This is a genomic window from Curvibacter sp. GW821-FHT09D12, from assembly GCF_059416245.1.
The window spans coordinates 47309-67705 of sequence record NZ_JBWKOU010000024.1; the positions used below are offsets into that span (position 1 = coordinate 47309).

Here is a 20397-nt window from a genome sequence, read left to right on the forward strand (position 1 = left end):
ACCATGTCCCTTCTTGATTTCCTGTGGCGCCGCTGGCGCGATTCGGGGCCATGGTCGGCCGACCAGATCCACGACGAATGGTTCAGAGCTCATTTTGGCTATGCGGCCGACATGGTGCATGGATGGCTGGGCTCGGTGCTTGACCTGAGCCAGGCAAGGCTTCTGAATTTTGGTGTCGGTGACGGCATCACCGACTTGAGTTTGATGCTGCGCCATGGGGCCCGCCACATCGAGGGCGTGGATATCCGGCAGGAATACCGGCGTCTGCCGCACATCGCAAGGGAACAATTGGGCCTGCGGCGCCTGCCCAAAGGCCTGCACTTCAAGACCATTCGTCCCTCCGAGCCCTTGTCGGGCCGTGGTCAAGTCGACGGGGTGATCAGTTGGTCTACCTTCGAGCACATCCAGCGCGACCAACTTGAGCCGATTGCCCTCGATTTGTTCCAACTGATCCGACCGGGGGGCTATTTCTTTTTGCAGATTGAACCCCTGTACTTCTCGCCTTATGGTTCTCATTTGCGGCGCTATGTGGAAGAACCCTGGCACCATCTGCAGTTGCCTGACTCTGCGCTCTGGGACCGTGTGCTTGCGCACCAGGGCGAGATCAATGCTGAAGAGCGTGATTTCGGCTTCGAGGCCTTTGGCCCCGAGGGCTACAAGAAGTTCGTGTTTGATGAATATCTGGCGCTGAACCGCTTGACCGCTGATGAACTGGTCGCCTTGCTGCGCAAGGCGGGCTTTGAGGTGGCTCGAGAGGAGCGGCGTCGCATGGCGCTTGAAATCCCTGAGGCCTTGCGCAACAGCCATCGTGAGGCCGATCTGCTGACCAACGAGATCATTCTGCTGTTGCGTCGTCCTGTCTGAGGCCAGGGCGCTCGAGAGCCCGGACGCCCGCCCCAGGTTTGTAGCGAAGCGCAGGTTTTTCGATCACGTGCCAGGAGAGGGCGGCGCAACCAAGGCTCAACAGCAGCGAGAGCAGCAAAAGAGCGGGCAGTGGGTGATCGGGCCCCCAAAGCATGACTACGCATTGCTGCACAGGAAAAGCGTAAATGTAGAGCCCATAGGAAAAGTCGCCCCAGCGTCCAGCTTGGTTCAGAACGGGCCAACTGAGCGTACCAAAGGCCAAAGTCAACACGGGTATGAGCAAAAGCGCGGCAGGCATGGTCAAGCCCAGAGCGTGCAGGCCGGCGGCCAGGAGCGCGGCGCTCATGAGGACTGGGCCAATCCGCTCCTGCCACAGCGGGCGCAGGTGTTGCAGAAACACACCTGAAACAAAGCAACAGCCCAACTCTAGCGACCAGATGCGTGGGTAGGGGCCTGGGCTAGAAAAAATCCATCCCAAAGCCAACCACGTCCCCAGCCAGACCAGCAGCAAGGGGCCACGCCGCTGCAGCAAGCCAAGGCGGCCGCACAGAAGCAGACCAAGGTAGCAGCCCACCTCGTAGGGGATGGTCCAAAGCGAGCCATTGACGGCGCGTGCGAAAGGGTTGTCAGGGAACACACCGGGCAGGGTCTGCTGAATCCAGAATACCCCCGTAGCGAGATAAGCCCAGGTCTCACTGTTGGCGAAATAGGCGGTCCAGTGCTGGCGGCTCAGGAGAGGCCCGAGGACGAGGCTGCTCAGCAGCGTGACGCATGCGAGCGCCGGCCAGATGCGCAAGGCGCGACGTTGCAGAAAGCGCCACGGATCTGGGTCGCGTTCCCAACTGCCGCTGACGAGGTAGCCGCTGATGACAAAAAACACCATCACACCCAGATAACCCCAGGTGGCGAACACCAACGGCGTGCTCTCTGGTCGTCCGCTGAGGGCAAGCTGATGGCTGTAAAGCACCATGGCGGCCGCCAGCAATCGCACGGCGTCAAAGTTGTTGCGGGCGCCGACCCTGGACAGGCCGACCCGGGTGTGTTCAGTCGCCATTTGGGCCAGGCACGGCAAAGGCAGTGGGCCTTAGACCGGCGCGGTGGCGGCGCGACATCTCGCCGTAGGCCGCTTCGAGCCCCCGGGCAAACAAGGGCGTGTTGAACAAAGGGGTGCTGTCGCGTTGTGCCAGCAGTTTGGCGCGCAATTGGGCCAGATCCTCAGGTTGGCGGGCCAGCGCCAAGGCGCGTGCCTCGTAGTCGGCCGCCGTTTCGGTGACCAACTCTGGCAGGCCCACGGCGTGCAGCAGGCTGGCGGCCACGCGCCCCGCAAAGGCCTGGCCCAGACAGGTCAGCACTGGCAGACCGACCCAAAGCGCGTCGCTGGCGGTGGTGTGGGCGTTGCAGGGCAGGGTGTCGAGAAACAGATCGGCCAGGCGATGCCGGGCCAAATGCTCGGGCAGGTTCACACGCGGCGCGAAGACCAGGCGCGATGGCGCCACACCGCGGCGCTGCGCCTCGTAACGCAGGTTGGCTTCGACATCACTGCTGTCACGCAGCAGCCACAGCACGCTGCCCTCGACCTGTTCCAGCAGTCGCATCCAGATGTCGAAGGTACCAGGGCGGATCTTGAAATTGTTGTTGAAGCAGGCAAATACAAAGCCCCGCTCGGGCAGGCCCTGCGAAGCCCGTGTGGGTGTATTGATGGCGATGGGGCGCAAGCGGTCGTTGACCTGGTAGCTGTAGGGTAGCTGCACGATCTTTTCATCGTAGTAATCACCGTGGTTGAAGGGCGTGACAAGCGCATCGCCTACTATGTAGTCATACACGCTCGAGCCGAGGCTGCCCGGATAGCCCAAGTAGTTGACCAGCACAGGCGCGGGTTTGAGCGCAAAGATGCCGTTGCGCGAGTGCGCCGTGAATCCCTTCAGGTCGACCGCAATCTCGATGCCGAGCTGTCCTATCAATGCGCAGATCTGCTCGTCAGAAAGGTCGGGCACATGGTGGAATTGGTCGAACGCAGTTTCGAGCCGGGTGCGCATAGGGCTGCGGTCGTTGGGCCCGTAGGAGATCGCGACAAGTTCGAAGCAGCTGCGGTCATGCAGCTCGAACAGCTCAGCCATCAGAAAAGCTGTGGCGTGTTCGTGGAAGTCGGCAGACACATAAGCCAAGCGAATTTTGGCTGCCGTTGCCACGCGCTTATGCGATGAAGGCCTGAAATTGGCGGGGGGCTGATATTTTGTGATCAAGCTGCGCGCCGTGCGCTGGTGCAGTGCGGGGTCGTCATACAAGGCTAGAAGTGCAAAAGGGGTCGACACGGATTCGCCGGCCAGGATGCGCTCACGAAGCTGAGCCAAGTGGGGGCCTTCATCGGTCCAGTCGCAGCTCATGCAGCGGGAGCAAGCCAGCTCGGTGAGAACTCGGAAGTCGTCGGGGCGGCTCTGCAGCAGGGCGGCCATGTCCAGGGCTGCTTCATAGCTGCGTTTCAGGCCGTTCAAGGCCTCGGCCCGCTGCAGCCGTGCTTCAAGGTGCTCGGGCTGCCGCAGCAGGGCTTGCTGGGCCATGGCCAGGGAATCTTCGTAGCGGCTGGCCAGAAAAAACGCCTGGCTCTTGCCGGTCCAGGCCTCCACATTGTCGGGCTCCAGCTGGAGGACCTGATCAAAACTGGCCTGAGCTTCGTCGTGACGGTGCTGTAACAGCAAGATGTTGGCCTGTGTGTGCAGCGCCGACAGATAGCCCGGTTGCAGCGCCAGAGCGCGCCCGCAGGCGCGCAGGCCGTCTTCCAACCGGCGTTCACTTTTGTAGGCATTGCCCAGATTGTTCCAGGCTCTGGGATCCTGTGGCATCGCGCGCACGCAGCGCTCCAGGCAGTCTACCCCCTCGCGTACACGTTCTGACTGGGAGAGAAGCACGCCCAACAACTGCAGTGCCAAGCCATGCTCGGGGGCCTTCTTGAGGATCTTTCGGTACAGCGCTTCGGCGTCTTTGCCGCGGCCGCATTTCTGGTGTTCCAGCGCTTCGCGCAGACTGGGAAGGTGGGGGTCGAGGTGGAGGTTCATGGCAGAGCCGACGGGAGAGTAGGACGGGTGTGCCTGGGTCAGCCTGGTGGGCTGGAGTGTCTGTTGTTTTCGTACTCTGCCAGCAGGTCGGGTGGGCTGGGCGGTGCGGGCTCACCAAGGCCGTTCAGATAGTCTTGAAGATAGAACTCAGCAGTGACATCGAGTCCGTCCAGCTCTGGGTGACGTCGTGGTGGGTTAGGCGCTCGGCCACCGAGGAATGCCTGCTCGCGCAACCGCAGCAGCTGTTCCAGCCACTGCTCAGCCGTCGCTGGGCAGTCCTGCAGCCAACTCCAGGGCCGGCCCTGGAGTCGCTCCGGAAAGGCGCCCAGTTCGGGGGCCAGTACGGGCAGGCCAGCGCGCAGCACTGCACTCAAGGTGTAGCTGTAGGTCTCGGGCCATTGGGCTGGGAACCAGGCCAGATCGGGTGCCAGCCATTGCAGCAGGGCAGGAAGGTCTTCTTCCGAATAGGCGCCATGTACGGTCAGGCGGGCACGTGGCTGGGTGGTCAGTGGGCGATAAGCATAGCCCAGCAGGTGGAATTCAAGTGGCAGGCCACGGCGAGCGGCCTCCAGTGCCACGGCCTCGAGGATATCGGCGCCCTTGATCTGGCTCAGTGCGCCCAGCACCACCACCTTGAGCGGACGCGCGGCATCCAGGGCCGCGGGCACGGGCAGTGGCAGCACCTCGCCATGGGGCAGGTCGGTGTGCGGCACGGCCCTCACCTGTGCCGTGGGGGCGTAGCGAATCAGGCGGGCCGCCGCGTCGCGGCTAGGCGCCAGTACATAACGTGCATTTTCAAGAAACGGCTGGAACCTCTTGCGCCATTGGGCAATGTCCACGCCGTCGGGTGCCGGGGTCTTCTGCAGGCAACGTGTACATTGCTCCGCGCCTTGTTCTCCACAATAGCTGCCTTGCGCGTCGGTCAGGGAGATTTGTGGGCAGATGCTGTAGAAATCGTGTGCAGTGAAGTCGTAGCTCAGGCCCAGGCTGCGGGGCAATTCGAGGATGGCGGGGTCGTGGTCCAACACGTGGTGGTAGTGCAAGTGGCAAACGTTGAGCCAACGCAGCGCGTCGATCAAGCGGGGCAACTCTTGCGGCACCAGAAAGCGGATCGACAGGCCTTCGCCGACTGCGGGCCAGCTCAGTCGTAGTTCATGCTCACCCTCCGGGGCCAATTGGAGACAGATGGCCCGCCCCTGCAAGTGCTCAGCCAATTCTTTCGCGTGGCGAAGCGTGCCACCGCCGCGCTTGTGCAGCACAGACACCAGCACAGGCCGTTCACTGGCTAGGATGCGCAGGCGGTCAACTGCCTGGCGCGCGGCGCGTGCTGGATCGCGGCCCAGAAAATCGTGGATGGCCGCCTCGTAATCGGGGTGCAGTCGCCGCAAGGTTTGCATGGCGGCCAGTTCGCGTGCGTTCTTGCTTTCGCCAAAGCTCACCCCTCCGGTGTGCAACACAAAGGTATCAAGTGCATGCAGGTGGCGCCAGCCGGCGCGTGAGGCTCTGCAGCAGAAGTCGTTTTCCTCGCCATAGCCCTTGCCGAAATTGGCGACATCGAAGAGTCCCACCTCCTGCAGGCAGGCGCGGCTGATGTACATGCAAAAACCGATGCCGGTCGGGATGTCGACGGCCTGGCCTGCGCATTCACGTGCGAACAAAGCGTCGAGCTGGGCCGTGTCGTAGCCCATGGGCAACTCGTTGGGTTCGCAAAAACGCGGGTAGCTGCAGATGGTGGCGTTGTTCGAGAACGGCGTGACGCTGCCAACCCGCTGGCCTTGGTCGGCATGGCGTACCAGACGGTCCAGCCAGTCGTTGGCCACCTCCGTGTCGCTGTTGAGCAGCAGCACGTCGTGATCGTCGTGGAGTGCCATGGCGCGGTTCACTGTGGCCACGAAGCCGAGGTTCTGCGGGTTCTCCAGCAAAAGCATGCGAGGCTCGCGGCTGGCCAACTCGCGCAGCCAGTCACTCAGCGCAGGCTCGGGACTGCAGTCGTTGACTACCACCAGGCGCCACGGGGTTTGCTGCGGCCACGCCAGTACCGATTGAAGACAGCGCTGGGTGTCGTCCAGGCCTCGGTACACCGGCACGACGATGTCGACGGTGCGCCGCTTGGGCGCGGACGGTTGAGTCTGCGCCTCGACGGCTGGCGCAGGGGACGACGGGGAACTGGGCACAGGCTCTTGCCTACCCAGGGCCTGATTGAGGCGGCGCTTGAGCACGCCCAATGGGCGGGTCAGGCGAAAGGCGAGCGACTGTTCCATGCCGCGCAGGTAGCCGTAAAGCTGCTGGCTCTGGGTCTGCAATTCTCGGTTCTGCCGGCTCAGTGCTTCGTTGTCATGCAGCAGCTTCGTCTTGAGGTTGAGCAAAACCAGGTTCTGGTTTTGCAGGTCGCTGCTGCGTTCACGCAGGAACTGCGCCTGACGCTGGTTTTCCCGCTCAGTCTGCTCGGATTCTTCGCGCCGCTGCTGCAGCGTCTGCTCGCAGCTTTCCAGGCGCTGGCGCAGCAATTGGGTCTCTCGTTCGTGAGCGTCCAGCGCCAGTTTGGTGTGTTCGGCCATGGCAAGGTAGTCGGCCGACATCGGCCAACCCAGGCTGACCTCCAGGTGGCTGGCCATTGCGAGCTCTGCCGGGCCCACCGGTAACTCCAGCCAGGGGTCATCGGTGTAAAGCAGTGCTACTGTGCTGGTGTGGGCTTGCGGGCCACCGAGGAGCAAGCCGCTGTGACGGCCCTGTTCAAGCACGCTGCGGCTGTCGTGTCCATCCACCCATTGCCACAGTGGATGACCCGATGCATCGCGCAGGCACAGTTGGTGCAGGTGCAGGAAACCCGGGCGGTCGGCCGGATCCAGGCGCAACCGGGTGATCGACAGGCCGGGGGGCAACTCAAAGCGCAGCGTTTGCAGTTCGGTGCCAATGCGGCCGGTTGCTTCGACCTTGCGATCTTCCTGGTAGCCGGCGGTGTCGCCCAGGTAAAGACAGGCACTGAACAAGGCCTGTGCTGGCTCGTCTGTGGGGGGAGGCAGCGTGGCATGGGGGCGACCGGGGCGGGCTGCGGCGATGAATTGGTAGGTCAGCGCATCAGGTAAAGCCAGCAAGTGGCGAGCAACGGCTGGCGGCAGGCGGTCGAAGCAGGTTTTAAATTCAGACGCTGGCAGCGTCCGCACGATGGTTTCCAGGGTCTCAATACCCCAGTCATTCTGGCCCATGAAACGGACCAGCGACTGGCGGGTGAAAAAGCGCAGGTGGGTGCTATCGAGCAGGCCTTCCTCGCGGTAGCGAAACTCGCCTTCCATCAGTTCGGCAATCAGGCCGGCATAGGCTGCGTTGGGTATGGAGATCAGTACCTGTCCATCGTCGGCCAACAACTCGCGGCATGCTGCCAGCACCCGCTCGGGCTGGCGCAGATGCTCGAGAACGTCGGCACAGATGATGTGATCGTAGCGCTGGCCGGCGAAAAGATCAGGCAGTTCGCAGTCGTCGAGGTTGGCCACCTCGACGCGGCGGTAGTCGGGGCGGGCCAGATCGGCTTCGCGCTCGTTGAGCGTCACGCCATCGATGCAGCAACCCTTCAGCGCCCTCAGGTGACGGCCCAGGGCGCCGTTGCCGCAACCCAGATCCAGAATCAGGGCGCCGGGGCGCACCAACTCGCTCAATACCGACAGCGAAGTACGATCCTGCTGGTTGATTTCGCGGGCGTAGACATGGAGCGATGGGGGGCTGCTTAACATGCCAGAATTATGACCGTTCGAGCTCGTCAGTCCGGCTCCTGGCAGGGGTACTGCGCCCCGCGTGGGCCAGGTTTTGCCGATTTTGGCGCGCGCACATTGCCACCGAACTAGAATCCGGACACTGATCATGCGCCGGCACAGGCCGCGCCTCTCCCATTCAAATCCCCGTCTGATAAGAAAAGGTTCTTCATGCAGGCACTGAAAGCTGTATCTCCCGAAGCGTTCGCAGGGAAATCCTGGAAGCGTCCGGGCAATTACATGTACGCTGCCGGGTACGACATGATTCCCGTGGTTGCGGCCGAGCTGCTCAAAGTGGCGGCCTGCCTGCCGCTGGCCTTTGTCCAGAACTCGGGGCGTTGGCAATTGGTGGCGATCATGTCACTTCAACCGGGCACCAACTTGCTCGTCGGTCCGCAGGGCCAGTGGTTGGGCGATTACGTGCCGGCGCTGTTGCGCGGTTACCCATTTACGCTGGCCAAGACAGAAACCGCACAGGACACAGGGTCGGATGAGGACGAATACGTGCTCTGCACCGCCGACAAGGGGCCGCACCTCGCGCCCGCGGGACAGGGGGAGGCCTTTTTCGGTGCGGATGGTGCGCCTTCTGTGGCGCTGCAGCAGACCATGGACTTCCTAGTCAGTATCGAAAAGAGCCGAGCCATGACACAGCGTGCCGTGGACGCTCTGGTTGCGGCCAAAGTCATCGTGCCCTGGGAGCTCATGACGACCCATAATGGCGTAACCAGCCCCGTGCAAGGCTTGCACCGACTGGATGAGGTCGCATTTGCTGCCCTCAAGCCTCGTGGCATGCTGGCCACGCTGCAAGCTGAAGGTGCAGTGCCGATTGCTTACGCCCACCTATACTCGCGTGAGCACTTTAACAATCTTAAACGCGCGATCAAGGCCCAGGAATCGCTGCGCGGCGTGCGCTGAGCGTGCTGACTCTGGTGACCCTGATGGGATGCCGGCCGTGGGCCGAGTCGAGAAAGCGGCCTGCTTTTCCGGTGCTGGAGCGTGCATGGTTGTCCTGACGGCGCTGGCGTTCGTCGTCGCCTTGCTTTGCGGCGGCCTGATCGTGGGGCGTCGGCTGGGATTGGGGCGCACCCGCTATGGCGACGACAAGCCGCAGCGCTTTCACGTTGGTGACGTTTCACGGCTGGGGGGACTGGCTGTTGGGGCCGGATTGGGCGTGGCCTGGATTGTTGGTGCGCTGATCGATAGCCGACTTGTCACCCTGAATCTATATCTGGACACTTGGTATGTGCTGTCCTGGCTGTTGGTGTTGCTACCTGCAGTGGTGGTGGGACAGATGGAAGACGTCACTCAGCGCCTGTCGGTGCACTACCGCTTACTGGCCACTTTGCTATCGGGTGTCTTGGCCTGTTTATTTCTCGATGTTGGCGTGCCGCGACTTGGCGTAGCTTGGCTGGACGCGATCTTGCTCGCCTGGCCCTGGACTGGCAGTCTACTGGCTGTGTTGGCCATTGCTGGTTTGCCGCACGCCTTCAACATCATCGACGGGTATAACGGCCTGGCTGGCACCGTGGCCTTTTTGGTCTGCCTTGCTTTGGCTCATGTGGCGCTGCAGGTGGGCGACCGCGCCATGGCTGCACAGATGATGGCGCTGGCAGGCGCTACGGCGGGTTTTTTGTTTTGGAACTATCCGCGCGGCTTGATCTTCGCTGGCGATGGAGGCTCCTATTTGTGGGGCGGGGTCATTGCTTTGGCCTGCGTCACCCTGGTCGAGCGCCACCCCACGGTGTCGCCTTGGTTCCCGGCATTGCTTTTGATTTATCCAGTGTGGGAAACCGTGTTTTCGATCTATCGTAAGCTGGTCCGTGGGGGCTCGCCCAGCGTTGCGGATGCATTGCACTTTCATCAGTTGATCTATCGTCGTCTCGTGCGCCGCGTGATCCACGACGACCATGCCCGTCAAATCCTCACGCGCAACAACCGCACTTCACCCTATCTCTGGGGTTTCACCGCCCTGACCGTGTTCCCGGCAGTGCTGTTCTGGCAGAACACCCCCGTGCTGATGTTCTTCTGCGGTCTCTTCGTCGTGACCTACGTCCTGGCTTATCTGGCCATTGTTCGTTTCAAGGTGCCGGGCTGGTTGCGGCGCTGAGCTGCGCGCCATATGCGGCACAATTCGCCTGTGTCGCTGGGGTGCTTGTGCGCCAGCGTCTATCGCCAACCTGCAGGCCGGCCCCGGCCGCCAGCGTTTTCACCTTCATCCAGTTCAGACCATGACCGAACTCCAATCCATTGCCCCGCGCGACAAGGCCGAGATCCTGGCCCAGGCGCTGCCCTACATCCGCAAGTTCCACGGCAAGACGCTGGTCATCAAGTACGGTGGCAATGCCATGACCGACCCGGCCCTGCAGGCTGACTTTGCCGAAGACGTGGTGCTGCTCAAGCTGGTCGGCATGAACCCGGTGGTGGTGCATGGCGGCGGCCCGCAGATCGAGACGGCCCTGAACCGCCTGGGCAAGAAGGGCGAGTTCATCCAGGGCATGCGGGTGACCGATGCCGAGACCATGGAGGTGGTCGAGTGGGTGCTGGCCGGCGAGGTGCAGCAGGACATCGTGGGTCTGATCAACCAGGCCGGCGGCAAGGCCGTGGGCCTGACCGGCCGGGATGGCGGCATGATCCGCGCCCAGAAACTCAAGATGCTCGACAACCAAGACCCCAGCAAAGAGTACGACGTGGGCCAGGTGGGCGACATCGTCTCGATCGACCCCAGCGTGGTCAAGGCCTTGCAGGACGATGCCTTCATTCCCGTCATCAGCCCGATCGGGTTTGGCGAGGACAACGAAAGCTACAACATCAATGCCGACGTGGTGGCCAGCAAGCTGGCCACCGTGCTCAAGGCCGAAAAGCTGGTGCTGCTGACCAACACGCCCGGCGTGCTCGACAAGTCGGGTCAACTGCTGACCGATCTGACGGCCAAGCGCATCGATGAGTTGTTTGCCGACGGCACCATCTCGGGTGGCATGCTGCCCAAGATCGCGGGGGCCCTGGATGCTGCCAAGAGCGGCGTCAATGCCGTGCACATCATCGATGGCCGCGTGCCGCACGCCATGCTGCTTGAAATCCTGACCGATCAGGCCTACGGCACCATGATCCGCTCGCATTGAGCGGCGCATCCCCCCTTGTGTTGAGGATGGCATCGCCATGAGACTGTTGCTGGTCGAAGACGATGTGATGGTGGCCAGCGGCATCAAGCTGGGCCTGACGGACGCTGGCTATGCCGTCGACTGGGTGGGCAGTGGTGAGCGGGCCGAAGAAGTGCTGCGCGACGAAACCTTTGACGCCGCCATCATCGACATCGGTTTGCCGGGCATGAGCGGCCTGGACCTGACTCGGCGTCTGCGCCTGTCGGACGTGGCCAGCCGGACCATGCCCGTGTTGATCCTGACCGCCCGCGACGCGCTGCAAGACCGGGTACAGGGCCTGGACCTGGGGGCCGACGACTACATGGTCAAGCCCTTCGAACTGCCCGAGTTGCTGGCCCGTCTGCGCGCATTGCTGCGCCGCTCGCAGGCCGCCACCTCGGCGGTGTTGAGCTTCGGCCCGCTTGAAATGGACACGGCCAGTCGCCGAGCCACGGTGCGCAGCGTGGTGGAAGGCCAGGTCAGGCAGCAAGTGATCGAACTGGGTCCGCGTGAGTGGACGGTGATGGAGTACTTGCTCATCAACGCCCCCAAGCCCGCCAGCAAAGACAAGCTGCTGGCAGCGTTGACCGGGTGGGACAAGGAAATCACGCCCAACGCGGTCGAGGTCTACATCTCGCGCCTGCGCAGCAAACTGGAGCCGCATGGTCTGGCGCTACGCTCGATCCGGGGCTTTGGCTACCGGCTCGAACAGCAGGAGGTCTGAGCCCCATGGCCTCAGGCTTGCGCAACCGGTTGCTGGTGCTGCTGCTGGGGCCTTTGTTTGTCTTGGGCCTGGTCAACGTCTGGGTGGATTACCGCTCGGCCGACAGCGCGGCCGTGCAGCACGACCGGCAATTGCTGCGCTACGTGCCTTTGCTGGCTGACTCGGTGTTGGCGCCGGGTGTGCAGGCTGGCGACCCGCCCGTGTTGTTGCTGGCGCCACCGGTGGAGGATTTCCTCAAGAGCCGTGGCGGCTTGGCCGGTTACAGCATCAATGATCTGGAAGGCCACCTGCTGCATGGCGACCTGTGGCTGCCCAGTGCCGTTGTGGCCACTGCCGAACCCGAGTTTCACAGCACCGAGTACGACGGCGTCACCTACCGCATTGTTTCGCAGCGGATGCACACCCGCGCGGGCGATCTGATGGTGCAGCTGGCCGATGGCTCAGATCCCCGCCAGCAGTGGCTCAGTGCCTTGTTGCGTGTGCTGCTGCCCAATGGCGTGCTGATGGTGGCGGCCGCCCTGGCCGTGAGCTGGGCCGTGGGCCGCGCCTTGCGGCCCCTGACGGAACTCACAGAGGCGGTCAGCAAGCGATCGCCCCAAGATTTGAGTGCCATTGACGTCGAAGCTTCTCCGGCCGAGGTCCGGCCGCTGGTGGCCTCGCTCAACCGGCTGTTTGATCTGGTGAATGCGCAGTCGGCCAGTCAGCGGCGCTTCATTGCCGATGCCGCTCACCAATTGCGCACCCCGCTGGCTGGCCTGCAGGCTCAAGTGGAGGCCTGGGCCCAGGTGCTGCAAACGAAGCAGCGCTTGCGGCTCAGCGGGGCTGCAGCCGATTCGACTCCCGCCAGCATCACCCTGAATGCCGAGCAGCTCGACAAGCTGCGCCAGGCCACTCGGCGCACCTCCCAGTTGGCCAACCAGTTGTTGGCCCTGTCGCGTGCCGATGCGCGCGCCATGGAGGCTCAACCCATGCAGCGGGTGGACCTGTTGGCCCTGTGTGAGTCGTTGCTGGAAGCCCATCTGGACACCGCCACGGCGCGCGGCCTGGACCTGGGGCTGGCAGCCCAGCCGGCTCACACGACAGGGCATGAGTGGCTGCTGCGCGAGTTGCTGGGCAATCTGATCGACAACGCCATCCGCTACACCCCGCGCGGTGGCAGTGTGACCATCCGCTGCGGCCTGCTGGAGGTGGGGGACTCATCGTTGCCCTATCTGGCCGTGGAGGACGATGGGCCGGGCATTGCGCCGGCTGAACGCCACCGGGTCACCGAGCGCTTTTACCGCGTGCCCGGCACCCAGGGCGAGGGCAGTGGGCTGGGGCTGGCCATCGCCCATGAAATCGCCCGCGTGCACCACAGCAGCCTGGAGCTGTTGAGCGGCCCGGGGCAGTGTGGTCTGCTGGTCAGGCTGGTGCTGCCGGCCCAGACGGCCTAGCGGTCGCGTTGGGCCGGTGTGCGAGAATCGTTCGAGCCCATCTTCCATGCCGATGACTGAACCGCACGAACTCCCTGCCGCACCCGAAACCGACGCCCATCCGGTCGGCAGTGAGCCCGATGCCCCGGCCACCCGCAAACGACCGCGCCCAGGCGAGCGCCGGGTGCAGATCCTGCAGACTTTGGCCAGCATGCTTGAGCAGCCTGGCGCCGAGCGCATCACCACGGCGGCGCTGGCGGCCCGCATCGGGGTCAGCGAGGCGGCCCTGTACCGCCACTTCGCCAGCAAGGCCCAGATGTTCGAAGGCCTGATCGATTTCATCGAGCAGACCGTGTTCTCGCTCTCCAAGCAGATGATCGAACGCGAAGCCAGCGCCAACCCCGATCCAGCCACCCTGGGACGCCGCCAGGCCACCCGGGTGATGTACCTGCTGGTGCAGTTCGCCGAAAAGAACCCGGGCATGGTGCGCGTGATGTGCGGCGATGCCTTGGTGCTGGAGCATGAGCGGCTTCAGCAGCGCATGAACCAGTTTTTTGAGCGCCTGGAGCTGACCTTTCGCCAATGCCTGCGCCCGCAGGCCGAGGCCGCAGGCTTGGCCAGGCCCTCGGCGCGGTCTCAAGCTCAGGCGGCCGTGTTGACTGCTTTCGTCCAGGGGCGCTTGCAACGCTATGCGCGCACGGGTTTCAAGCGGCTGCCCTCGGAGCAGTTGGAGGGTGCGATGGAGTTGCTATTGCCAGCAGCATGATTCCGCCGCGTTAGCGCGGCGTGGCATGGTCTTTGCCTGGCCGATGTCTCACTCAATGATTTCGAGCTTCATGTCATCGCCCCACAGGCTGCCGTCGTCCTGCAGCATGAAGCCAACGCGCAGGAAGTAGGTGGTCGGTGGGAGTTGGATCTCGACGCTGTAGCGCTTCCAGGGTTGACTGCCCTTGATGCGCGAGTCGTCCATGTGATTCCAGAGCAGGATCGAGCCGCCGCCGTCGAAGGCCTGCAGGATCAACCCTCCGCCCTGGCCGGTCAGTCCCTCGGCGCGGAGCATGCCCGAGAAGCGCGCTTTCTTTTGCCGCCAGCAAGGCTTGACCTCCACCATCTGCTGCAGGGTGCCAAAGTCCTCCGGCTGCTCCTGGCGGATGCGTGCGCTGTTGGGTTTGGAATAAGGCTGTTTGGCATCGAGCACGAAACTGTAATTGCCGGCCGATGCGTGCTCGACTGATACCCAGTGCTCGAACCAGTGGGCTACCGGTAGATCGAAGGATGCGTTGATCAAATCGACCACCACAGGCTGTTCTGCCGTGGGTTGGACACAGACTGCAGGCTTGGGTAGTGGGGTCTGGGCCTGTACAGGCTGAGTGTTCAGCAGGCCCACCAGCCCGAGGCCGGCGCTGGCGATGAAAGAAACAACGCGCATGGAAGGGTGCAGGATCATCGGAGGTCGTTCGTACAAATACTGTCCAGGGAGTTGGCTCCCGGGGGCGAGTGGGGCTACGATCTTAAGCTGCCAAGCCTGTCCTGCCCAGACGCACTGCATGCAGATAATGGGCTTTGCGCTGTGAGCGCAGACTTACCCGCAACACATAAAGGACACCATGAAACTCGTACGCTACGGCAACCCCGGCAAAGAAAAACCCGGCCTGATTGACGCCGAAGGCAAGCTGCGCGACCTGAGCGGCGTGCTCAAGGACCTGGGGCCCGATCAACTCAGCGACGCCGCCCTGGCCAAGCTGGCCAAGGTCAAGGCTGACAAGTTGCCGTTGGTGCGTGGCAAGCCGCGTTTTGGCACGCCGGTGGCCGGCGTGCGCAAGTTCATTGCGATTGGCTTGAACTACGCCGACCATGCGGCCGAAGCTGGCCTGCCGGTGCCCAAAGAGCCCGTGGTGTTCACCAAGGCCATCAGCTGCCTGCAGGGCCCTAACGATCCAGTCATGTTGCCCAAGGGCTCCAAGAAGACCGATTGGGAGGTGGAACTGGGCGTGGTGATTGGCAAGCAGGCACGCCATGTGTCGCAAAAAGAGGCCCTGAACCATGTGGCCGGCTATGTGCTGGTCAACGATGTGAGTGAACGCGAGTTCCAGATCGAGCGTGGCGGTACCTGGGACAAGGGCAAGGGCTGCGACACCTTTGGCCCCGTCGGCCCCTGGCTGGTGACCCGCGACGAAGTGCCCAATCCGCAGCGCCTGGATCTTTGGCTGGACCTGAACGGCCAGCGCATGCAAAGCGGCAGCACCAAGACCATGATCTTCAGCGTGGCCAAGATCATCAGCTACCTGAGCCAGTTCGTGACCCTGGAGCCGGGCGACATCGTCACCACCGGCACCCCGCCTGGCGTGGGCATGGGTGTCAAGAAGGACGGCCAGCCGGCACCAGTGTTCCTGAAGAAGGGCGATGTCATGACCCTGGGCATCAGCGGCCTGGGCGAGCAACGCCAAGAGGTGGTGGCCTTCAAGCTCTGAAGCGGCTCCTCAGAGAAAAGCCCCGGCGCGCAGGCCCCGGGGCTTTTTTGTGGGCCAAGCCTCAGTCCACTGTCGCCCCTGAATCTTTCACCAGCTTGCCCAGGCGCACCGACTCCTTCTTGATCAGTTCGCCAAACTGTGCGGCGCTGCCGGCCACGACCGGCGTACCGATGGCCTCCCACTTCTTGCGGAACTCGGGCTGGTTGAAGATCGCGTTCAGGGTGCTGTTGAGCTTGTCGATCACGGCAGGCGGCGTGCCGGCCCGCACCGCGATGCCGTGCCAGCCCGTCATTTCGTAGCCGGGCATGCCGGCTTCGGCCATGGTGGGCACATCGGGCAGGGTGGGGACGCGCTTGGGGGTGGTGACGGCCAGCGCGGTGAGTTTGCCCGATTGGATGTAGGGCAGTGAGCTGCCCAGGATGTCGAACATCACGTTCACCTGGCCGCCCAACAGGTCGTTCAAGGCCGGGCCCGCGCCGCGGTAGGGGATGTGCGGCATCTTGGTGTCGATCTGGGTGTTGAACAATTCGCCGGCCAGGTGCTGGGGCGTGCCGTTGCCGGCCGAGGCAAAGGCCAGCTCGGTGGCGCGTTTGCTTTTGAGCGCGGCGATCAATTCCTTGACCGATTTGATGCCCGTCTTGGGGTTGACCTCCAACACCAGCGGGAAGGCCGACAGCTGGATCACCGGCGTCAGGTCGGCCAGCGGGTTGAACGGCATGTTGCGGTACAGCGTCGGGTTGACCGCCATGGGGCCGCTGGCCGCCAGCAGCAGGGTGTAGCCGTCGGCGGGCGCTTGCTTGGCCACTTCAGCGCTGCCCAGGTTGCCGCCGGCGCCGCTCTTGTTGTCGACGATCACCGACACACCCAGGCGGGTTTGCATCTCGCCTTGCAGCAGGCGCGCCATCAGATCGGTGGGGCCGCCGGGCGGGTAGGGCACCACAAAGCGGATGGTCTTGTTGGGCCAGGGCTCCTGGGCCTGGGTGCCTGTGCTGAACAGCGTGGCCAGGGCGGCCAGGGCCAGGCCGCCGAGGGCCCGAGTGAATTGTTGGCGTTGCATGTTGTTTGTCTCCGGTCTTGGTCTTGTGGGGGCTCAGCCTGCGAACAGTTCGCGAATGTGGCGTGCCGTGGCCAGCGGGCGGCCCAGGCTGGCGGCCGCTTCGGCCGCCTGGGCCACCAGGGCCGCGTTGTGCGGGGCCCGGCTACCATCCTTGAGCTGCAGGTTGTTCTCGAAGCCCACTCGAACATGCCCGCCCAGGGCGGCGGCGGCGGTCACGCAGGCGTGTTCGGTGGCCCCAAAGGCGCACACGGCCCAGGGCTCGGGCCCGGTGTGGGCGTGCACAAAAGGCACCAGGTCGCGTGGGCTGGAGGTTTGCCCTGCGGTGTAGCGCCCCAGCACAAACAGCAGGAACCAGGGCGCCTCGGGCACCACACCGCGTTCGCGCAGCGATTGCCAGCGCAACAGGTCGGCATTGTCATAAAGAATCACCTGCGTCATCACACGCTCGCGGGCCAGCCAGCTGAAGAAGTCGGCCAGGCCTTGCTCACCGATCTCGGGCTGATCGACCTCGCGCAAGCCTACGGACACGGCCTCGGGCCGCAGCTCGCGCACCATGGCGATCTGGGCCGGGGCGTGGTAGACCCGGGCGGCCTCGCTGGTGACCTGCAGCACCATCTGGTCGCCCACGGCGGCGCGCACGGCGCTCAGGGCATCGCGGTAGCCTTCCACGTCCAGGCTGTGGTGACCCTGGGCGTCGCGGATGTGCAGGTGCAGCATGGCCGCACCGGCATCCAGGCACTGGCGTGCGGTGACCGCCAGGGCGGAGGGGGTCAGCGGCACGGCGGGGTGGTCGCTGTGCAGTTTGTAGGCCCCGTTGGGGGCCGAGGTGATGATCAGTGGCGTGCTGGGCATGGGGTTCTCCGGTCAGGGCTGTGAGCAGGGGCTCAGTTACGTTCAATGGGGGGCAGCTCGGCGGCCAGCAGGGCCAGGCCTTGCTGCAGCAAGGTGTCATAGCGCTGGCGTTCGGCCAGTCGCCGCTCTTCGGGCCATTCGTAGAAGCCAGCCCCGGCTTTCATGCCCAGGCGGCCGGCGGCCACCTGCTCGCGCAGCACCCGGGCTGGCTCGGTGTTGGCGGCCAGCGAGGGGTACATGGTGGTCGCGGCGGCGCAGTGCACGTCCAGCCCGGCATGGTCGCGTTGCAGCACCGGGCCGGCCGCCAGGTAGCGAAAGCCGAAGCCAAAGCGCACGGCGGCGTCCACGTCCTCCGGCGTGGCCACGCCCTCGTCGATCATGGCAAAGGCCTCGCGGGCCAGCGCGTGCTGCAGGCGGTTGGCCAGAAAGCCCGGCTTGTCCTTGCGCACCCGCACCGGCACGCTGCCACAGCCACGCATGAACTGGCACAGACGGGTGGCCTGGGCCTCGTCGGTGGTCGGGCCATGCACCACCTCGACCAAGGGCACCAGGTGGGCTGGCATGAAGAAATGCAGGCCCAGCATGCGCTCGGCCGTGGGCAGCCCTGCCGCAATGGCGCTGATGGGGAAGCTGGAGCTGTTGCTGGTCAGCACCGCGTGGGCGGGGGCGCGCTGCACCAGTTCGGCGAACAGGGCCTGTTTCAGGTCCAGCTTTTCGGGAATGCATTCAATGACCAGCACCACGTCATGCCAATCCACGTCCTGCAGGCTGGCCACGGCCTGCACGCGTTCGACGCGGTGGCCCAGCTCCAGGGCCTGCAGGCCTTGTCGCACCCGTTGGGCCAGGGCCTGCCGCTGGACGAGGTTGGGGTCGCTCACGGTGACGCGGCAGCCGCCCCGGGCCAGCACGGTGGCAACATCGGCGCCCATGGTGCCGGCGCCGACCACCACGGCATGGGTGTGGCGGGGGTGGGCAGGTAAAAGCAAGTCAGGGTTCATGGTGTCTAGGGGCTGAGGTTGCGCCGCTGAATTGAGAAAGTCAGCGCAGTCTAGGAAGAGGGCATTGCACCGTCCAGACGATTTTTTCAATAAACTGATCAGTTGAGGGAATCAATCAAACATGAGTGCGAAACGCTTGCTGTGAGGTCGGCTCTCATCACTGTTTGAATTGCAGCGTCGACGGACGCAATCATGAAAGGTTCCGGCTTCTTTGTGCCGGTCGGCTGAATACGTCACGGCGTCGCCGTGGACCACAACAGAGGGTGTAATGGCGACAGACTTTTTGTCCCAGGATTCCGAGATCGATCTGCTGATACGGCTTTTGCCATTTCTCAATCGGCGCGAATTCATCGATATCGGGGCCGAGCGTGGCTTGTTTGCGGGCGTATTGCTGGAGCAGGGCTTGCAGGGTGTGTTGATCGAGCCCATGCCCAAATATCAGGGCGAGCTGCGGAAGTTGCAGTTGCGCTACCCGGGCACTGGTCTTTACACCTGTGCCGTAGCGCACGAGGACGCTGAACGTGACTTTTTCGTTGCAACTGACGAGATGGGACAGGAACTGGATTATTTCCACTCGTTGGTGCCGACCGACGGCGAGAAGGAGTTCAAGCATTCCAAATCATTTCGGGTGTCATGCCGATCCGTGCAAAGTTTGGTGCGACAAGGCGAAGTGGCTCAGGAGGTCGGCATCCTGAAAACTGACACGGAAGGCAACGACCTATTTGTGTTGCAAGGTCTTGGAGACACGCGCCCTGAAGTGCTGGTGTGTGAGTATTTCTCTCCCGGGCTCTATCATGGGTGGCCAGATGGCGCTCCGGGCCCATTGGTGGCTCACATGCAGTCAGTGGGCTACCGGCACTTTTTAGCTACCAAACGAATCCCCAACAGCGAGGTGGAGTTCTTGGAACTGAATCCGGGGGCTTATGCCGAGGCTCAGTGGGGCAATCTATTTTTCTTCCGTGATGACTTTTATCTGAAGGCGGCGGCGGCCATCAGTGAGTGCATCCTCGACAGCCAGCGGCGTGGCACTGCCTATGTCGCGGATCTGTGGCAGCAGTTGGTGGCCAAAGAGGCCGTGATTCAGCAATTGCTGAAAGAACGTGATGTGCGCAGATCCTGTAGATTTTTCAGCTAGGTGCAGCTTTGCCGATCAACTGGTCCATCCGCGAGCTCGACGTCTTTTTGGCCCTGGGGCACACCCTGAGCTTTCGGCGCACCGCCGATCAGGTGCACCTGTCGCAGTCGGCGGTGTCGGGCGTGCTGACCCGGCTGGAAGAGTCTCTGGGCACGCGGCTGTTCGATCGCACCACGCGCAGCGTGCAGCTCACCCTGGCCGGGCAGGTGTTTTTTGAGCAGGTGAAGGTGCTGCGCGCACAGACCGATGAGGCCGTGCGGGCGGTGCGCAGCGTGGCCGAATTGCAGGTGGGGCAAGTCACGCTGGCGGCCTTGCCCTCGCTGGCGGCCACGGTGGTGCCCGCCGCCATGGCCCGGCTGGCGGCCCAGTACCCGGGCATCCGGCTGTCGGTGATCGATACCTTGTCGGGCCCGGCCTTTGATCTGGTGCGTCGCGGCGAGGTGGACTTTGCGCTCACGGCCGCCAACCCGGCCTACGCCGATCTGGATGACCAGCCCTTGGCCTCGGACGGCTTTGTGCTGCTGCTGCCCGCGCAGCACGCCCTCGCCACGAGCCGACAGGCCTTGGGTTGGGCCGAGGTGGCCGACCTGGCGCACATCTCCATGCCCCAGCCCACCAGCGTGCGCCAATATGCTGACGCCGCCCTGTTGGAGCACCGCCTGCGTTTTGCGCCGCGCTACGAGGTGGAGCACCTGGCCACCATCCAGGCCATGGTGGCGGCCGGCCTGGGCGTGGCGGCCCTGCCCGAATGGGCGGCGGCCGTGGCCCCCTTGCCCGGGGTGGTGAAGCGGCGCCTGTGTCGGCCCGATATCCGCCGCCCCATCGGCTTGGTCACGCGCCGCGGCCGGGCCCTGAGCCCCGCCGCCACCGAGATGGTGGCGCTGCTGCGCGAAGAGATGCTGCGCCTGGTGCCGGCGCGCCGGCACCGCGCTGCAATGAAGGCTTGAG

Annotated in this window: 17 protein-coding genes; 10 read left to right on the forward strand and 7 right to left on the reverse strand. The window is 63.8% G+C overall.

The genetic code is table 11. The features are described 5' to 3' along the window. Window positions 1-3: 3 nt before the first annotated feature. Window positions 4-864, forward strand: a complete 861-nt coding sequence (locus tag AC07PT_RS25570; RefSeq protein WP_494658585.1) for a methyltransferase domain-containing protein — start codon at window positions 4-6, stop codon at window positions 862-864. Here AC07PT_RS25570 and AC07PT_RS25575 read toward each other — a convergent pair. From AC07PT_RS25575 to AC07PT_RS25585, 3 genes are read right to left on the reverse strand one after another with little or no spacing between them, the layout of a single operon-like run. Then, entirely contained in the window at window positions 836-1918 is a 1083-nt protein-coding gene (locus AC07PT_RS25575; RefSeq protein WP_494658586.1) for an acyltransferase family protein, read from the reverse strand. The genes AC07PT_RS25570 and AC07PT_RS25575 overlap by 29 nt on opposite strands. Next, window positions 1908-3917, reverse strand: coding sequence for a tetratricopeptide repeat protein (locus AC07PT_RS25580; protein ID WP_494658587.1), 2010 nt, complete (start codon window positions 3915-3917; stop codon window positions 1908-1910). The genes AC07PT_RS25575 and AC07PT_RS25580 overlap by 11 nt, the downstream gene beginning before the upstream one ends. Window positions 3918-3955: 38 nt before the next feature. Next, on the reverse strand, window positions 3956-7645 hold the full coding sequence (locus AC07PT_RS25585) for a methyltransferase domain-containing protein (RefSeq protein WP_494658588.1): 3690 nt from the start codon (window positions 7643-7645) through the stop codon (window positions 3956-3958). A gap of 189 nt (window positions 7646-7834) precedes the next feature. Here AC07PT_RS25585 and AC07PT_RS25590 point away from each other — a divergent pair, with 189 nt between their 5' ends. The 6 genes from AC07PT_RS25590 (at window position 7835) to slmA (ending at window position 13702) form a co-directional block, all read left to right on the forward strand. Beyond that, window positions 7835-8578 carry a SapC family protein gene (locus AC07PT_RS25590; RefSeq protein WP_494658589.1) on the forward strand — a complete coding sequence of 248 codons (744 nt, stop codon included), beginning with the start codon at window positions 7835-7837 and terminating at the stop codon, window positions 8576-8578. An 85-nt stretch (window positions 8579-8663) separates the two neighbouring features. Beyond that, window positions 8664-9770 carry an MraY family glycosyltransferase gene (locus AC07PT_RS25595; protein ID WP_494658590.1) on the forward strand — a complete coding sequence of 369 codons (1107 nt, stop codon included), beginning with the start codon at window positions 8664-8666 and terminating at the stop codon, window positions 9768-9770. 121 nt (window positions 9771-9891) lie between these two features. Then, the gene (gene argB, locus AC07PT_RS25600) at window positions 9892-10782 is read left to right on the forward strand and encodes an acetylglutamate kinase (RefSeq protein ID WP_492348890.1); all 891 of its coding nucleotides are present in this window, start codon (window positions 9892-9894) and stop codon (window positions 10780-10782) included. 37 nt (window positions 10783-10819) lie between these two features. Next, a complete protein-coding gene (locus tag AC07PT_RS25605; protein WP_492348891.1) occupies window positions 10820-11524 on the forward strand; it encodes a response regulator transcription factor in 705 nt (234 codons plus the stop codon). 5 nt (window positions 11525-11529) lie between these two features. Beyond that, complete coding sequence (locus tag AC07PT_RS25610; protein WP_494658591.1) at window positions 11530-12957, forward strand: sensor histidine kinase; 1428 nt, start codon at window positions 11530-11532, stop codon at window positions 12955-12957. Between the two features lie 52 nt (window positions 12958-13009). Continuing rightward, window positions 13010-13702 (forward strand): nucleoid occlusion factor SlmA, encoded by a 693-nt coding sequence (gene slmA / locus AC07PT_RS25615; RefSeq protein ID WP_494658608.1) that lies wholly within the window; start codon window positions 13010-13012, stop codon window positions 13700-13702. 48 nt (window positions 13703-13750) lie between these two features. On the opposite strand, the gene AC07PT_RS25620 is transcribed toward slmA, so the two are convergent. After that, window positions 13751-14365, reverse strand: a complete 615-nt coding sequence (locus AC07PT_RS25620; RefSeq protein WP_494658592.1) for a hypothetical protein — start codon at window positions 14363-14365, stop codon at window positions 13751-13753. A gap of 178 nt (window positions 14366-14543) precedes the next feature. Between AC07PT_RS25620 and AC07PT_RS25625 the strand changes: the two genes are divergently transcribed. Continuing rightward, entirely contained in the window at window positions 14544-15407 is an 864-nt protein-coding gene (locus AC07PT_RS25625; protein ID WP_494658593.1) for a fumarylacetoacetate hydrolase family protein, read from the forward strand. A gap of 61 nt (window positions 15408-15468) precedes the next feature. Here AC07PT_RS25625 and AC07PT_RS25630 read toward each other — a convergent pair whose 3' ends face one another. The 3 genes from AC07PT_RS25630 to AC07PT_RS25640 are packed head-to-tail and all read right to left on the reverse strand — an operon-like array spanning window position 15469 to window position 18314. After that, a complete protein-coding gene (locus AC07PT_RS25630) occupies window positions 15469-16464 on the reverse strand; it encodes a Bug family tripartite tricarboxylate transporter substrate binding protein (RefSeq protein WP_494658594.1) in 996 nt (331 codons plus the stop codon). A gap of 33 nt (window positions 16465-16497) precedes the next feature. Further along, complete coding sequence (locus tag AC07PT_RS25635; RefSeq protein WP_494658595.1) at window positions 16498-17316, reverse strand: beta-keto acid cleavage family enzyme; 819 nt, start codon at window positions 17314-17316, stop codon at window positions 16498-16500. Between the two features lie 32 nt (window positions 17317-17348). After that, window positions 17349-18314 (reverse strand): 3-hydroxyacyl-CoA dehydrogenase family protein, encoded by a 966-nt coding sequence (locus AC07PT_RS25640; RefSeq protein WP_494658596.1) that lies wholly within the window; start codon window positions 18312-18314, stop codon window positions 17349-17351. Window positions 18315-18582: 268 nt separating this feature from the next. Between AC07PT_RS25640 and AC07PT_RS25645 the strand changes: the two genes are divergently transcribed. Further along, window positions 18583-19449: an FkbM family methyltransferase gene (locus AC07PT_RS25645; RefSeq protein WP_494658597.1), complete on the forward strand. Its 867-nt coding sequence runs from the start codon at window positions 18583-18585 to the stop codon at window positions 19447-19449. An 8-nt stretch (window positions 19450-19457) separates the two neighbouring features. Then, a complete protein-coding gene (locus AC07PT_RS25650; RefSeq protein WP_494658598.1) occupies window positions 19458-20396 on the forward strand; it encodes a LysR family transcriptional regulator in 939 nt (312 codons plus the stop codon). The last annotated feature ends 1 nt before the right edge of the window (window position 20397 follow it).

Bases quoted from the DNA above. Each gene is read 5' to 3' on its own strand.
- AC07PT_RS25570 (WP_494658585.1), top strand. From the start codon at position 4: ATGTCCCTTCTTGATTTCCTGTGGCGCCGCTGGCGCGATTCGGGGCCA.
- AC07PT_RS25575 (WP_494658586.1), bottom strand. From the start codon at position 1,918: ATGGCGACTGAACACACCCGGGTCGGCCTGTCCAGGGTCGGCGCCCGC.
- AC07PT_RS25580 (WP_494658587.1), bottom strand. From the start codon at position 3,917: ATGAACCTCCACCTCGACCCCCACCTTCCCAGTCTGCGCGAAGCGCTG.
- AC07PT_RS25585 (WP_494658588.1), bottom strand. From the start codon at position 7,645: ATGTTAAGCAGCCCCCCATCGCTCCATGTCTACGCCCGCGAAATCAAC.
- AC07PT_RS25590 (WP_494658589.1), top strand. From the start codon at position 7,835: ATGCAGGCACTGAAAGCTGTATCTCCCGAAGCGTTCGCAGGGAAATCC.
- AC07PT_RS25595 (WP_494658590.1), top strand. From the start codon at position 8,664: ATGGTTGTCCTGACGGCGCTGGCGTTCGTCGTCGCCTTGCTTTGCGGC.
- argB (WP_492348890.1), top strand. From the start codon at position 9,892: ATGACCGAACTCCAATCCATTGCCCCGCGCGACAAGGCCGAGATCCTG.
- AC07PT_RS25605 (WP_492348891.1), top strand. From the start codon at position 10,820: ATGAGACTGTTGCTGGTCGAAGACGATGTGATGGTGGCCAGCGGCATC.
- AC07PT_RS25610 (WP_494658591.1), top strand. From the start codon at position 11,530: ATGGCCTCAGGCTTGCGCAACCGGTTGCTGGTGCTGCTGCTGGGGCCT.
- slmA (WP_494658608.1), top strand. From the start codon at position 13,010: ATGACTGAACCGCACGAACTCCCTGCCGCACCCGAAACCGACGCCCAT.
- AC07PT_RS25620 (WP_494658592.1), bottom strand. From the start codon at position 14,365: ATGCGCGTTGTTTCTTTCATCGCCAGCGCCGGCCTCGGGCTGGTGGGC.
- AC07PT_RS25625 (WP_494658593.1), top strand. From the start codon at position 14,544: ATGAAACTCGTACGCTACGGCAACCCCGGCAAAGAAAAACCCGGCCTG.
- AC07PT_RS25630 (WP_494658594.1), bottom strand. From the start codon at position 16,464: ATGCAACGCCAACAATTCACTCGGGCCCTCGGCGGCCTGGCCCTGGCC.
- AC07PT_RS25635 (WP_494658595.1), bottom strand. From the start codon at position 17,316: ATGCCCAGCACGCCACTGATCATCACCTCGGCCCCCAACGGGGCCTAC.
- AC07PT_RS25640 (WP_494658596.1), bottom strand. From the start codon at position 18,314: ATGAACCCTGACTTGCTTTTACCTGCCCACCCCCGCCACACCCATGCC.
- AC07PT_RS25645 (WP_494658597.1), top strand. From the start codon at position 18,583: ATGGCGACAGACTTTTTGTCCCAGGATTCCGAGATCGATCTGCTGATA.